This is a genomic window from Roseateles sp. (assembly GCF_039929605.1).
Lineage (GTDB): Bacteria > Pseudomonadota > Gammaproteobacteria > Burkholderiales > Burkholderiaceae_C > Pelomonas.
Map to the genome: position 1 here is coordinate 1 of NZ_JBDSQX010000029.1, position 15,517 is coordinate 15,517.

Here is a 15,517-nt window from a genome sequence, read left to right on the forward strand (position 1 = left end):
CCAGCTCAACGCCTTTGCGGGCGAAGTGAGCCGGGTGGCGCGCGAGGTAGGCACCGACGGCAAGCTCGGCGGGCAGGCGGCCGTGGAGGGCGTGGCCGGCACCTGGAAAGACCTGACGGACAACGTCAACTCGATGGCGTCGAACCTGACGGGGCAGGTGCGCAACATCGCCGAGGTGACCATCGCCGTGGCCAACGGCGACCTGTCCAAGAAGATCACCGTCGACGTGCGCGGCGAGATCCTGGAGCTGAAGTCGACCATCAACATCATGGTGGACCAGCTCAACGGCTTTGCCTCGGAAGTGACGCGCGTGGCCCGCGAAGTGGGAACCGACGGCAAGCTCGGCGGGCAGGCGCAGGTGCGTGGCGTCGCCGGAACCTGGAAGGACCTGACCGACAACGTCAACTCGATGGCGAGCAACCTGACCAACCAGGTGCGCAACATCGCCGAGGTGACCATCGCGGTGGCCAACGGCGACCTGTCCAAGAAGATCACCGTCGACGTGCGCGGCGAGATCCTTCAGCTCAAGGAAACCATCAACACGATGGTGGAGCAGTTGCGCTCCTTCGCGTCCGAGGTCACGCGCGTGGCCCGCGAGGTGGGCACCGAAGGGCGGCTGGGCGTGCAGGCCGTGGTGCCCGGCGTGGGCGGCACGTGGAAGGACCTGACCGACTCGGTCAACACCATGGGCGCCAACCTGACGGCCCAGGTGCGCAACATCGCCGAGGTGACCACGGCCGTGGCGCGGGGCGACCTGAACCGCAAGATCACGGTGGACGTGAAGGGCGAGATCCTGGAGCTCAAGGACACCATCAACACGATGGTCGACCAGCTCAACGCCTTTGCCGGCGAGGTCACGCGCGTAGCCCGTGAGGTGGGCACCGAGGGCAAGCTCGGCGGCCAGGCCAAGGTGGCCGGTGTGGGCGGCACCTGGAAGGACCTGACCGACAACGTCAACTTCATGGCCTCCAACCTGACCGAGCAGGTGCGCGGCATCGTCAAGGTCGTCACGGCCGTGGCCAACGGCAACCTGACGCAGCGCCTGACCGTGCAGGCCAAGGGCGAGGTGGCGGCGCTGGCCGACACCATCAACAACATGACCGACACGCTGGCCACGTTTGCCGAGCAGGTCACCAACGTGGCCCGCGAGGTGGGCGTGGACGGGCGCCTGGGCGGCCAGGCCCACGTGCCCGGCGCCTCCGGTACGTGGAAGGACCTGACCGGCAACGTCAACCTGCTGGCCGCTAACTTGACGACTCAGGTGCGCGCGATTGCCGAGGTGGCCACCGCCGTGACCCAGGGCGACCTGACGCGCGCCATCCAGGTGGACGCCAAGGGTGAGGTGTCCGAGCTCAAGGACAACATCAACACGATGATTTCCAACCTGCGCGAGACCACCGAGCGCAACCGCGAGGAGGACTGGCTCAAGACCAACCTCGCCAAGTTCACCGGCATGCTGCAGGGCCAACGCGAGCTGAAGACGGTCAGCCAGATGCTGCTGACCGAGCTGGCGCCGCTGGTGCAGGCCCACCAGGGCACCATCTACCACCTGGCCGGCGCTCAAGGGCCCGAGCAACCGCGGCTGCGCCTGCTGGCCAGCTACGCGCAGTCCGGCAACGTGGCGTTGCTGCCCTCCATCGAGCTGGGCGAAGGCCTCGTCGGCCAATGCGCGCTGGAGAAGCGCAGCGTGCTGCTGGCCGACATCGCGTCGGACTTCGTCTCCATCTCCTCCAGCCTCGGCCGTGCGGCGCGCGTCAGCGTCATCGTGCTGCCGGTGCTGTTCGAGGGGCAGACCAAGGCCGTCATCGAGCTGGCGACGCTGCAGCCTTTCAGCAGCGGCTCGCTGGCCTTCCTGGAGCTGCTGACGCAGAGCATCGGCGCGGTGTTCAACACCATCGAGGCGACCATGCGCACCGAGTCGCTGTTGTCGCAGTCGCAGCAGTTGACGGTGGAGCTGCAATCGCGCCAGAGCGAGCTGCAGGAGACCAACGAGCAGCTCGGCACCAAGGCGCGGCTGCTGGCCGAGCAGAACGAGGAGGTCGAACGCAAGAACGCCGAGGTCGAGCAGGCCCGCCACGCGCTGGAAGACCAGGCCGCCGAGCTGGCGATGACGTCCAAGTACAAGAGCGAGTTCCTGGCCAACATGAGCCACGAGCTGCGCACGCCGCTGAATTCCATCCTCATCCTGAGCCAGCAGCTGGCCGTCAACAACGGCGGCAACCTCAGCGGCAAACAGATCGAGTTCGCGCGCAACATCAACTCGTCGGGCTCCGACCTGCTGCACCTCATCAACGACATCCTTGACCTGTCCAAGATCGAATCGGGCACGGTGACGTTGGAAATCGAGGACATCGCCTTCGGGTCCTTGCGAGACAGCATCGACCGCAACTTCAGCCACTTCGCCGAGGCAAAGAACCTGCCGCTGCGCATCCTGTTTGCCGACGACCTGCCGCGCAGCATGGAGAGCGACGCCAAGCGCCTGCAGCAGATCCTGAAGAACCTGCTGTCCAACGCCGTCAAGTTCACGGCGCATGGCCACGTGGAGCTGCGCGTGAGCCTGGCGCGCGAGGGCTGGAGCAGCGACCACCCCGTGCTGGCGAAGGCGCCGCAGGTGCTGGCCTTCGCGGTCGAGGACACCGGCATCGGCGTCCCGCCCGACAAGCAGCGCCTCATCTTCGAGGCCTTCCAGCAGGCCGATGCCGGCACCTCGCGCAAGTACGGCGGCACCGGTCTGGGCCTGGCCATCAGCCGCGAACTGGCAGCGCTGCTGGGCGGCGAGATCAAGCTGGTCAGCCGCCACGGCGAGGGCAGCACCTTCACGCTCTTCCTGCCGCTGCAGTTCGTCGGTGGCGACAGCGCCCGCGCGCCGCGCCCGGCGGGCGAACCTGAGGCCGCGCTGCACATGCGCGCCACCGTGCCGCTGGTGCGCGAGGCTCAGGTGGCCGACGACCGTGACGGCATCGTCGACGGCGACCCGGTGCTGCTCATCATCGAAGACGACCCGCACTACGCCCGCATCGTGCTGCAGCTGGCGCGAGACCGCGGCTTCAAGGGCCTGGTCGCGCTCAAGGGCGGCGTGGGCCTCGAGCTGGCGCGGCGCTTCCTGCCGACCGCCGTGTCGCTGGACATCTTCCTGCCCGACATGCTGGGCTGGACAGTGCTCAACCAGCTCAAGCTCGACCCGGCCACGCGCCACATCCCCGTGCAGATCTTCAGCGTCGCCGAGGAGGACCGCAACCACGGCCTGGCGCACGGGGCGTTCTCCTATCTCGTCAAGTCGTCCACCAGCGAGGGCATGGAGGCGGCGCTGGACCGCATCCGCGACTTCACCGAGCCGCGCACGCGCCGGCTGCTGGTGGTGGAAGACAACGACATCGAGCGCAGCGCCATCGTCGAGTTGTTGAGCCACCAGGACATCGAGCTGGTGGCTGTCGGCACCGGCGCCGAGGCACTGCAGCTGCTGCAGGAGCAGCGCTTCGACTGCATGGTGCTGGACCTGCGCCTGCCCGACGTCAACGGCTTCGGTCTGCTGCAGCAGCTCCATGCTGACCCGGCGCTGGCCCGCGTGCCGGTCGTCGTCTTCACCGGCAAGGACCTGTCCGACGCCGAGCGCAAGCAGTTGCGCATGCTGGCCAAGAGCGTCGTGCTGAAGGACGTGCAAAGCCCCGAACGGCTGCTGGACGAGACGGCGCTGTTCCTGCACCGCGTGGTCAGCGAGCTGCCGCCGGACAAGCAGGCCGTGCTGCAGAAGCTGCACGGCGCCGCCGAGATGCTGCGCGGCCGCCGCGTGCTCGTGGTGGACGACGATGCGCGCAACATCTTTGCGCTGACGACGCTGCTGGAGAACCAGGACATGCAGGTCATGACCGCCACCAGTGGCCGCACGGCCATCGAGATCGTGCAGCACACGCCCGACCTCGACCTCGTGCTGATGGACATCATGATGCCCGACATGGACGGCTACGAAACCATGCGCGCGATCCGCTCCAACCCCGACTTCCGCAACCTGCCCATGCTGGCCCTGACCGCCAAGGCCATGAAGGGCGACCGCGAGAAATGCCTGGAAGCCGGCGCCAGTGACTACATCTCCAAGCCGGTCAACACTGCGCAGTTGCTGTCGCTGATGCGTGTGTGGCTGCATCGATGATCGTGCAAGCGCCCACCAACATCCTCATCGTCGACGACGAGCCCGCCAACCTGCTCGTGCTGGAGACGGTGCTGGACGACCCGGGCTACCGCATCGTCCGCGCCCAGTCGGCCGACCAGGCACTGCGCGCGCTCATGACCGACGAGTTCGCCGTCATGGTGCTGGACATCCAGTTGCCCGACATGAACGGCATCGAGTTGGCGCAGATGATCAAGGAGCGCAAGAAGACGGCGCACCTGCCCATCATCTTCATGACCGCCTATTTCGACGAGGACCAGCACCGCCTGCAGGGCTACGGCACCGGCGCGGTGGACTACCTCAGCAAGCCGGTGAACCCGGCCATCCTGCGCTCCAAGGTGGCCGTGTTCGCCGAGCTGCACCGCAAGACGTTGCAGGTTCAACGGGCCAACGTCGCGCTGCTCGCCGAGGTGGAGGAGCGCCGCCGCGCCGAGGAGCGCCTACGCGAACTCAACGAGACGCTGGAGCGGCGCGTGCGCGAACGCTCCGAGGCGCTGCTGCTGGCCGACCGCAAGCTGCAGGCCATGATGAGCAGCATCACCGACGGCCTGCTCCTCATCGAGCACGACGGCCTCATCGGCTACGCCAACGAGCAGGGCGCGCAGCTGCTGGGGCGGCATGCCGGCGAGCTGACCGGGCAGCGCTTCGAGGGCATCGTCGGCGACGACGTGCTCGACACCCAGTTCGGGCGCGCGACGAGCGAGCGCCAGGCCGTGTCCTTCGAGGCCGAGGTCGGTGGGGGCGTGGAGCGCTGGCTGCAGTTCCACTGCTACCCGTCCGAAGACGGCCTGTCGATCTACTTTCACGACATCACCGACCGCCGCGACCTACAGGTGCAACGCGATCAGCTGCTGGCCGCCGAGCAGGCCGCGCGCAGCGCCTCCGAGCACGCAGCGCATGCCAAGGAGCAATTCATCGCCGCCGTCAGCCACGAGCTGCGCACGCCGCTGGCGGCCATCGTCGGCTGGGCCAATGTGCTGAGCCAGCCCGGCATCGAGGCGAGCACGATGCAGCGTGGCGTGCAGGCCATCGCGCGCAACGCGCAGGCGCAGTCCTTCCTGGTGTCCGACCTGCTGGAGATGAGCCGCATCATTGCCGGCAAGCTGCGCCTGGACATGCAGCACGTGGACCTCAACGAGATCGTCCACGGCGCCGCCGAGACGGCGCGACCCACCGCGCAGTCGCGCCGGCACGTCATCGTGATGCAGGCCGCCGCCGAGCCGGCCGAGGTGTTGGGCGACGCGAGCCGGCTCACGCAGATCGTCATGAACCTCGTCACCAACGCGATGAAGTTCACGCCGGCCGGCGGCACCATCACGCTCGGGACGGCAGTCCATCGGACGACGGTCGAACTCAGCGTCAGCGACACCGGCCAGGGCATTGCGCAGGAGTTCATGCCGAAGCTGTTCGACCGCTTCAGCCAGGCCGACGACACGGCCGCGCGCGTACACGGCGGCCTGGGGCTGGGCCTGTCCATCGTCAAGAACCTGACCGAGTTGCATGGCGGCGAGGTGTCGGCGCGCAGCGAAGGGCCCGGCCAGGGCTCCGCCTTCGTCGTGCGCTTCCCGCGGGCCAGCCACGCCGCCCTGCCGCGCGACTACCCCGCCAGCCACGAGCCGGCCGGCGACGGTGGCGACGGCGGTGACGGCTCTGTGACCGGGCTGCGCGTGTTGGTGGTGGACGACCACGCCGATGTGCTGGAGGTGCACGCACGCCTACTGTCGGAGCAGGGCGCTGTCGTCACGACGGCGCAGTCCGCGCATGCGGCGCTGGCGCTGCTGGCGGTGCATCGCTTCGAGGTGCTGCTCAGTGACCTCGGCATGCCGGAGCTCGACGGCTATGGCCTGATCCGCCGCGTTCGCAGCGACCTGGGCCTGGACGCCGACACGCTGCCGGCGCTGGCCGTCACCGCCTTCGTTCGCACGGAAGACCGCGACGCCGCGCTGGACGCCGGCTACCAGCGCTGCTTGCAAAAGCCTGTGTCGCCCGGCGAGTTCGTGCGCACCGTGGCGCAACTCGGGCGGCGCGCGGGCCGGCGGCTGCGCACCCTCTTCGTGGAGGACAACGACGACCTGCGTGAGCAGATCACCTGGCTGCTGGAGGAGGAGGGGCTCAAGGTCCAGGCCTATGCGAGCGCCGAGGAGGCACTGGCCCACTATGTGCCGGAGGAGTTCGACCTCGTCATTTCCGACGTGAGCCTCACCGGCATGTCGGGCGTGGAGCTGGCGCGAGCCATCCTGCAGCGTGCGCCCGACGCTTGGGTGGTGTTCTCATCGGGCTACCCGATGGGCAACGACCTGAGCGGTTTCGGCCCGAATGTGCGCGCCCTGCTCAAGCCGTTTGATTTCGATGACGTTCGCCGCTTGATCGACGAGATCCGTCCGCGCCCCAATTAGGGGCTGCATCGGCGCCGTCGCGCCGGGAGGCTCAGACGCCGATGGCGTTGGCGGCTGCGCGGCGGCTCATGAAGTCGGCGAACTGGGCCACGATGGCGACGGCCGAGAAGGCCAAAGTGATGATGAGCAGTTCCATTTCTTTTCCCTTTGTTGATTGTTGAAACAGCTTCAGTATAAGGGTTTACACCTGTTTGACAAGGGTTAACCCTTTGAATCGGCAGGGTGGCACGGCACTGCGCGCTGAGATGGCGCGTCGTTCTATACGAACTGGATATAAACCAAGCGAAAGAAACAATATTTCAGAACTAGATGGCCCTCCTAAGCTCGTGGCGTTCCTGAACGAGCCATGAGCCCATGCGAATCACGAAGCTGACGACCTACCGAGTGCCTCCGCGGTGGATGTTCCTGAAAATCGAGACCGACGAGGGTGTCGTCGGATGGGGCGAGCCGGTCATTGAGGGGCGCGCGCGCACCGTCGAGGCTGCCGTGCACGAGCTGTCGGACTACCTGATCGGCCAGGACCCGTCCCGCATCAACGATCTGTGGCAGGTCATGTACCGCGCCGGTTTCTACCGTGGCGGCCCCATCCTGATGAGTGCCATCGCCGGCATCGACCAGGCGCTGTGGGACATCAAGGGCAAGGTCATGGGCCAGCCGGTCTACGAGCTGCTCGGCGGCCTGGTGCGCGACAAGATGAAGGTCTATTCCTGGGTCGGCGGCGACCGCCCGGCCGACGTTATCGCCGACATCAAGCGGCTGCGCGAGGGCGGCTTCGACACCTTCAAGATGAACGGCACCGAGGAGATGGGCATCGTCGACAGCGCCCGCAAGATCGACGAGGCGGTGGCCCGCATCGCCGAGATCCGCGAGGCCTTCGGCCATGACATCGAGTTCGGCATCGACTTCCACGGCCGCGTCGCCGCACCGATGGCCAAGCCGCTGCTGAAGGCGCTGGAGCCTTACCGGCCGCTGTTCGTCGAAGAGCCGGTGCTGGCCGAGCAGGCCGAGTACTACCCGCGCCTGGCCGAGCACACCTCCATCCCGCTGGCGGCCGGCGAGCGCATGTTCTCGCGCTTCGACTTCAAGCGCCTGTTTGCGGCCGGTGGCATTTCCATCGTGCAGCCCGACCTGTCGCATGCCGGTGGAATCACCGAGTGCTTCAAGATCGCCGGCATGGCCGAGGCTCACGACGTCGCCTTCGCGCCGCATTGCCCGCTGGGCCCGGTGGCGCTGGCTTCCTGCCTGGCTGTGGACTTCGTCTCCCACAACGCCGTGCTGCAGGAGCAGAGCATGGGCATCCACTACAACCAGGGTGCCGAGCTCCTGGACTTCGTCAAGAACAAGGACGACTTCCGCATCGAGAACGGCTTCATCAACCCGCTGCGCAAGCCGGGCCTGGGTGTCGAGATCGATGAAGAGCGCGTCATCGAGGCCGCCAGGAACCCGCCCGACTGGCGCAATCCGGTCTGGCGCCACGCTGACGGTTCTGTGGCCGAGTGGTGATGGTGCAAGCCCGGCTCATTGCGCTCGACTGGGGCAGCACGCGGCTGCGCGCCTTCCTGCTGGGCGCTGACGGTGCTGTGCTGGAGACGCGCCAGTCCAACGATGGTGCCTCGACGCTTTCCGGCGCCGACGTGTTCGCGCGCGCGCTCGCCGACCTGGTGGGCGACTGGCGAGCCGATCACCCCAAGCTCAGACTTCTCGCCTGCGGCATGGTCGGCAGCCAGCACGGCTGGCGCGAGGCGGCTTATGTGCGCTGCCCGGCCGATGCCGCTGCGTTGGCCAGTCAGGCGCTGGCCATCGACGACGCACTGAGCATCGTCCCGGGCCTGGTGGACGACGCGGCCCAGCCCGACGTCATGCGCGGCGAGGAGACGCAGATCGTCGGCGCGCTGGCGCTGAACCCCGAACTGGCCGAGAACGCCTGCCTGGTGCTGCCGGGCACGCATTCCAAGTGGGCGCGCGTCAGCGCCGGCCGGGTGACGGGCTTTGCCACGCACATGACGGGCGAGCTGTTCGCGCTGCTGCGCCAGCACTCGGTGCTGTCGCGGTTGATGCCGTCCGACGGCAGTTCGCCCGCGTCGCCCGAGGCCTTCCTGAAGGGCGTGGGTGCTGCGCAGGAGGAGGGCGGCCTCGCGCACCAGCTGTTCGCCGTGCGCACGCTGGGCCTGTTCAAGCAACTGGCGCCCGAGCAACTGCCCGACTACCTCTCCGGCCTGCTGATCGGCCACGAGATCGCCAGCGAGCTGCAACGCGCGCCGCAGCGGCTGGCGCTCATTGGCGACCCGGCGCTGTGTGGCCGCTACGCCCAGGCGCTGCATCACCTCGGCCACGCGGCACCGCTGCAACTCGACAACACCGCGCCCGCCGGCCTGTGGCAGCTGGCGCAAACCCTCCAACTGACCTGACATGCTCGACGCCGCCCTGAAACACCTCCCCCTCGTCGCCATCCTGCGCGGCGTCAAGCCCGAGGAGGTCGAGGCGATTGCCGATGCGCTCTACGTCGAAGGCTTTCGCGTCATTGAGGTGCCGCTGAATTCACCCAACGCGCTGGATTCCATCGCCCGGCTGGCGCGCCGCATGCCGGCGGATGCCGTCGTCGGCGCTGGCACGGTGCTGAGCGTTCAGGCCGTGGCCGATGTCGAAGCGGCCGGCGGCAAGGTCATCGTCATGCCGCATGCCGACGTGGCCGTCATCCGCGACGCCAAGGCCCGTGGCCTGTTCTGCGTGCCGGGTGCGGCCACGCCGACCGAGGCCTTCGCAGCCGTCAACGCCGGTGCCGACGCGGTCAAGCTCTTCCCGGCCGAACTGGTGACGCCGAGCGTCATGAAGGCCATGCGCGCCGTGCTGCCGCGCGAGCTGCGGCTGCTGCCGGTGGGCGGCATCACGCCGGACACGATGGCCGTCTTCAAGAACGCCGGCGCGTCCGGCTTCGGGCTAGGCTCGGCGCTGTACGCGCCCGGCCTGTCGGCGGCCCAGGTCGCCGAGCGCGCACGCGCCTTCGTGCAGGCCTGGCGCGCGCTCTGACGACGCGCCACGCATAAAACAACAACGACCGGGGACTGCCATGAACCGCATCCGCACGCTGGGCGCTGCGCTGCTGCTGGCCGCGCTTGGCCCGGTCGCAGCTGCCGACACCCTCAAGCTCGACGCCCGCGCCGCGGTGGCCACGCCGCTGACCGGGCACCTGAAGCTCGGCACGGCGACCTCGCCCAAGGGCGAGACGCTGGCGGCCAACAACCAGTACCTGCTGCAAGACGGCAAACCCTGGCTGCCGGTCATGGGCGAGTACCACTACAGCCGTGCGCCTGCCGCGCAATGGGACACCGAGCTGCGCCTGATGAAGGCCGCCGGCATCGACATCGTCGCCAGCTATGTGTTCTGGAACCACCACCAGGAGCAGCCGGGCGCTTTCAACTGGAAGGGCAACCGCGACCTGCGCCGCTTCGTGCAACTGGCCCAGGCCGCCGGCCTGAAGGTCGTCGTGCGCCTGGGGCCGTGGGCGCATGGTGAGTCGCGCTACGGCGGCATCCCCGACTGGGTCGTCGACAAGATGCCCACGCGCCGCAACGACGCCGAGTACCTCGGCCATGTCGAGAAGCTCTACGCCGAGATCGGCGCGCAGATCAAGGGCCTGCTGTGGAAGGACGGCGGCCCGGTCGTCGGCGTGCAGATCGAGAACGAATACAACATCCGCGGCGCCGGCCGCGGCGAGGAACACATCAGTGCGTTGAAGGCGCTGGCGCTGAAGGCGGGCATGGATGTGCCGCTGTACACCGTCACCGGCTGGGACGGCACGGTCTACCCGTCCGGCGAGGTCACGCCCGTGTTCGGCGGCTACCCGGATGAGCCCTGGGCAGCGAGTACGAAAGAGCTGCCGCCCAAGGAGACGCACGCCTTCCGCTTCAACACCCGCGTCAGCGGCGACCTGGGCGCGCAGACCAAGTCGCACGGCGCCGGCACGGCCGAGACCGACAAGGACAAGGTGCCCTTCCTCGGCGCGGAATACGGCCCCGGCCTGCCGGCCATGTACCGCCGCCGCACGCTGGTGTCGCCCGACGACATCGCCGCCATGCTGCCGGTGCAGATCGGTTCGGGCGTCAACCTGTTGGGCTATTACATGTTCCACGGCGGCCGCAACCCGGTCAGCGTGGGGGGCACCGGCCTGGAGGAAAGCACGCTGAGCGGCGGCGACAACGACACGCCGCGCATCAGCTACGACTTCCAGGCGCCGCTGGGCCCGGACGGCCAGCAGCGCCCGGTGCTCGCCAAGCTGCGCCCCTTCCACTACTTCCTGCGCGATTACGGCGCCGCGCTGGCGACGATGACGGTGCGCCAGCCCGAGCGCTCGCCCGCCACGCCGGCCGACCTGCAGACGCCGCGCTGGTCCGTGCGCAACCATGGCGACAGCGGCTTCCTGTTCTTCAACAACCATGTGCGCCAGTACGCCGTGCCGGCCCAGCTCGGCGTGCGCTTCGAGGTGCAACTGCCGGGCGGCACGGTGACGCTGCCGAGCGCGCCGGTCGACATTCCCAACGGCGCCTATTTCATCTGGCCGATCAGCCTGGACCTTGACGGCGTGAAGCTGCGCTACGCAACGGCCCAGCCGGTCACGCGGGTGGACGCGGGTGCGCTGGGCATCGTGCATGTCTTTGCAACGACCGCTGGCATCCCCGCCGAGTTCGCGCTGCCGGACGGCGTGAAGACACTCAAGCCCGATGCCAGCCTGCAGCGCATCGGCACCACGGACGGCACCAGCAAGGGCCGCGCCGTCAGCGTGCTGCTGCTGGCCCCCGAGCAGGTCGAGCAACTCAGCGTGCTGGACATCGCCGGCCAGCGCCGCCTTGTCTTCAGCGAGCAGCAGGCCTGGGTGGCCGACGGCAAGCTGCAACTGCGCGGCGTGGGCCCGCAGTCGCTGAGCGCGGCCGTCTTCCCGGCCCTGCCCAAGCCGCGTGCGGCCGGCCTGCAGGTCAAGCAGGACGGCCTGCTGCAACGCCTGGAGCTGGCGGGCGACAACGCCCAGCCGACGCTGCACATCAGCGCCACCCGCAAGGCCGGCAATGCGCCGCGCATCCTGAAGGGCGGCCTGGCCAATGCAGCCGTGCAGCCCGTGCCGGAGGCCTTCGCCAACGCGGCGACCTGGTCGCTGGAGCTGCCCGCCGAGCTCGCGCCCCAGGCCGAGGACGTGCTGCTGCAGCTGGACTTCGTCGGCGACATCGGCCGCGTCTTCGCCGACACCCAGATGCTGGACGACTGGTACTACAACGGCCAGCGCTGGGAGATCGGCCTGCGCCAGTTCGCGCTCAGGCCGGGCGCCGAGTTGCAACTCAGCGTGCTGCCGCTGCGGGCCGACGCGCCGATCTACATCGATGCCGCCCACCGCCCCGTCTTCGCCGCCGGTCAGACGCAAATTGCCGAATTGCGCGGTGCACGTTTGCTGACGGTGCGGCGTTCAGTGATCGAACCCTGAGCTCGGACGTATTCGAAATCCGGATAGTTAAGCCCGGACATTCGATTTGTAGGGAATGGAGCCGCTCCGTAACCTGAGCTTCTGATGAAATTGACCGGCGATCTGGAACTGACCGTGCCGCAAGGCGCCACCCTCGGCGAGGGCCTGCTGTGGCGGGCCGGTCGGTGGTGGTGGACCGACATCGAGGCCGCGACGCTGTTTGCCTGGCGGCCCGGCAGCGCCGCGCCGCAGTTCTGTCGCCTGCCCGACCGCGTGGGCAGCTTTGCCCACACCCGCTCCGGCCGCGTGCTGCTGGGCCTGGCGAAGCGGCTGGCCGTTGCTTCGCTGGGCGCCGAGCTGGAGCTGACCCAGTTGCAGACGCTGGCGCCGGTGGACGCCGCCGAGCCGCGCACGCGCATCAACGACGGCCGCACGGATCGGCGCGGCTACTTCGTCTTCGGCACCATGAACGAGGCCAAGGACAAGCGCGCCATCGCCAGCTTCTACCAGTTCTCTGTGCCGCACGGGCTGCGCCGCCTGGCCTTGCCGGCGGTGGCCATTGCCAACAGCATCTGCTTCAGCGTCGACGGCCGCACGATGTACTTCTGCGACACGCTGAGCCAGCGCATCCAGCAGTGCGACTACGACGCCGAGACCGCCCAGGTCGACAACATCCGCCAGTTCACGCAGATGGACCGCGCCGACGCCTGGCCCGATGGTTCGGTCATCGACACCGAAGGCTGCCTGTGGAATGCGCAGTGGGGCGCCGGCCGTGTGGCGCGCTACGACCCCGAGGGGCAGCTGATGGGGGTCCTGAACGCCCCGGCTGCCCACACCACCTGCCCCGCCATCGGCGGCGAGGGCGGGGATCAACTGATGCTCACCACCGCCCGCGCCGAGCTCGGCCGCGACGCGCTTGCCGCGCAGCCGCTGTCCGGCAGCCTGTTCGGCCTGCGCCTGCCCAAGGCGCTGGGCATTGAAGACACCTTGTTTGACGACTGACGGAGACAACCCCATGAAGATCCAACGACGCGCTCTCACGCTGGCCCTGATGGCCACCCCCTTCGCGCTGCACGCCGCAGAGCCGGTCAAGATCGGCTTTCTCGTCAAGCAGGCCGAGGAACCCTGGTTCCAGGATGAATGGAAATTCGCTGAACAGGCCGCCAAGGACAAGGGCTTCACGCTCGTCAAGATCGGCATCCCCAACGGCGAGAAGATGATGGCCGCCATCGACAACCTGGCGGCCCAGAAGGCGGTCGGCTTCGTCATCTGCGCGCCCGACGTGAAGCTCGGCGTGGCCGTCAACCGCGCGGCCAAGCGCCACAAGCTCAAGGTCATGTCGGTGGACGACCAACTCGTGGACGGCGCCGGCAAGCCCATTGCCGAGATCCCGCACATGGGCATCTCGGGCTACGAGATCGGCAAGCAGGTGGGCCAGGCCCTCGTGGCCGAGATGAAGACGCGCGGCTGGAAGCTCGACGAAGTGGGTGCGCTGCGCGTGGCCTTCGACCAACTGCCCACCGCCCGAGACCGCACCATGGGCGCCATCGACGCGCTCAAGGCCGCCGGCCTGCCCGCAGCCAACGTCGTCGACGCGCCGCAGGCCAAGACCGACACCGAGAGCGCCTTCAACGCCGCCAACATCGCCTTCACGAAGAACGCCAAGTTCAAGCGCTGGGTGGCGGTGGGCCTGAACGACGAAGCCGCCCTGGGCGCCGTGCGCGCCGGCGAAGGCCGCGGCATGAAGCATGACGAGATGCTGGCCATCGGCATCGGCGGCAGCCAGACGGCGCTCAACGAGTTCACCAAGCCGACGCCGACCGGCTTCTTCGGCACGGTGCTGATCAGCCCGAAGCGCCATGGCTACGAGACGGCCGTGTTCGTCTACGAATGGGCCACGCAGGGCAAGGCGCCTCCTCCGGTCACGCTGACTGCGGGCACGTTGATGACGCGTCAAAACCAAGCCGAACTGCGAAAGCAAATGGGTCTGTAAATGGCGGTCTTGCAGTTCGACAACATCAGCAAGGTCTTCCCCGGCGTCAAGGCGCTGAACGGGGTGAGCTTCGAGGCGCATGCCGGCCAGGTCATGGGCCTGCTCGGCGAGAACGGCGCGGGCAAGAGCACGCTGCTGAAGATCCTCGGTGGCCAGTACAAGCCCGACGGCGGCCGGCTGCTGCTGGAAGGCCAGGAGCGCCACTTCACGTCGGCGGGTGATGCCATCGCCGCCGGCATCGCCATCATTCACCAGGAGCTGCAGTACGTGGCCGAGCTGACGGTGGCCGAGAACGTGCTGCTGGGCCGTCTGCCGACGCGGCTGGGCTTTGTCGACCACAAGGCCGCGCGCCGCTTGGTGGCGGCGCAGCTTGCCGCCATCGGCGTGGATCTGGACCCGGCCGCGCGTCTGTCCGAGCTGTCCATCGCCCAGCGCCAGATGGTGGAGATCTGCAAGGCCGTCATGCAGGACGCCAAGGTCATTGCCTTCGACGAGCCCACCAGCAGCCTGTCGCACCGCGAGACGGAGATCCTGTTCCGCTTAGTGAAGCGCCTGCGTGCCGAGGGCCGCACGCTGATCTACATCTCGCACCGCCTGGAAGAGCTCTACGAGCTGTGCGACGCCTGCACCATCTTCCGCGACGGCCGCAAGGTCGCCACGCACGAGGTGATGGCGGATGTGCCGCGCGAGCGCCTCATTGCCGACATGGTCGGCCGCGAGCTGCAGGACATCTACGACTACCGCACGCGCCAGCACGGTCCCGTGCGCCTGGAGGCACGCGGCCTGCACAGCGCCCGCCTACCGCAGCCGCTGAGCTTTGCGATGCGCGGCGGCGAAGTGCTGGGCTTCTTCGGCCTGGTGGGTGCCGGCCGCAGCGAGCTGATGCGCCTGCTCTACGGCGCTGATGCGCGCCGTGGCGGCGAGGTGCTGCTGGATGGCCAAGCGGTGTCCACGGCCGGCCCGTTCGAGGCCATCGCGGCCGGCATCGTGCTGTGCCCGGAGGACCGCAAGGAGCAGGGCATCCTGGCCCACAGCTCGGTGGCCGAGAACATCAATATCAGCTGCCGCCGCCACGGCCTGCTGGGCGGCATCTTTCTGCGCCATGGCGCCGAGGCCGCGCGTGCCGACGAGTTCATCAAGAAGCTGCGCATCAAGACGCCGAGCCGCGAGCAGGAGATCCGCCTGCTGTCCGGCGGCAACCAGCAGAAGGTCATCCTGGCGCGCTGGCTCGCCGAGCCGGGGCTGAAGGTGCTCATCCTCGACGAGCCGACTCGCGGCATCGACGTGGGCGCCAAGAACGAGATCTACAAGATCATTCACGATGTGGCCGCCTCGGGCTGCTGCGTCATCGTCATCTCCAGCGAGCTGCCCGAGGTGCTGGGCATCACCGACCGCCTCATCGTCATGCGCGACGGCCGCATCAGCGGGGAGCTGGATCGTGCCAACGCCAGCGAGACCGCAGCGCTTGCACTGGCACTCCCCGACGGAGCGCCCGCTGCGGCCGTCCATTGATC

General features: G+C 68.3%; 9 protein-coding genes. All 9 read left to right on the plus strand.

The features are described 5' to 3' along the window. Positions 1-4,147 (plus strand): response regulator (locus tag ABIS05_RS04490; protein ID WP_348011833.1); only part of this gene is annotated, 4,147 nt, incomplete at its 5' end. Further along, positions 4,144-6,561, plus strand: coding sequence for a response regulator (locus tag ABIS05_RS04495; RefSeq protein WP_348063216.1), 2,418 nt, complete (start codon positions 4,144-4,146; stop codon positions 6,559-6,561). The genes ABIS05_RS04490 and ABIS05_RS04495, both read left to right, overlap by 4 nt. Before the next feature lie 354 nt (positions 6,562-6,915). Further along, on the plus strand, positions 6,916-8,064 hold the full coding sequence (gene dgoD / locus ABIS05_RS04500; RefSeq protein WP_348011835.1) for a galactonate dehydratase: 1,149 nt from the start codon (positions 6,916-6,918) through the stop codon (positions 8,062-8,064). Between the two features lie 2 nt (positions 8,065-8,066). Then, the gene (locus ABIS05_RS04505; RefSeq protein ID WP_348011836.1) at positions 8,067-8,969 is read left to right on the plus strand and encodes a 2-dehydro-3-deoxygalactonokinase; all 903 of its coding nucleotides are present in this window, start codon (positions 8,067-8,069) and stop codon (positions 8,967-8,969) included. Between the two features lies 1 nt (position 8,970). Continuing rightward, entirely contained in the window at positions 8,971-9,588 is a 618-nt protein-coding gene (locus tag ABIS05_RS04510) for a 2-dehydro-3-deoxy-6-phosphogalactonate aldolase (RefSeq protein WP_348011837.1), read from the plus strand. A 40-nt stretch (positions 9,589-9,628) separates the two neighbouring features. After that, positions 9,629-12,031 (plus strand): beta-galactosidase, encoded by a 2,403-nt coding sequence (locus tag ABIS05_RS04515; RefSeq protein ID WP_348011838.1) that lies wholly within the window; start codon positions 9,629-9,631, stop codon positions 12,029-12,031. An 84-nt stretch (positions 12,032-12,115) separates the two neighbouring features. Further along, on the plus strand, positions 12,116-13,012 hold the full coding sequence (locus ABIS05_RS04520; protein WP_348011839.1) for an SMP-30/gluconolactonase/LRE family protein: 897 nt from the start codon (positions 12,116-12,118) through the stop codon (positions 13,010-13,012). Positions 13,013-13,025: 13 nt separating this feature from the next. After that, positions 13,026-14,003, plus strand: a complete 978-nt coding sequence (locus ABIS05_RS04525) for an arabinose ABC transporter substrate-binding protein (protein WP_348011840.1) — start codon at positions 13,026-13,028, stop codon at positions 14,001-14,003. Next, positions 14,004-15,515: an L-arabinose ABC transporter ATP-binding protein AraG gene (gene araG / locus ABIS05_RS04530; RefSeq protein WP_348011841.1), complete on the plus strand. Its 1,512-nt coding sequence runs from the start codon at positions 14,004-14,006 to the stop codon at positions 15,513-15,515. It abuts the gene before it with no gap. Positions 15,516-15,517 lie beyond the last annotated feature (2 nt).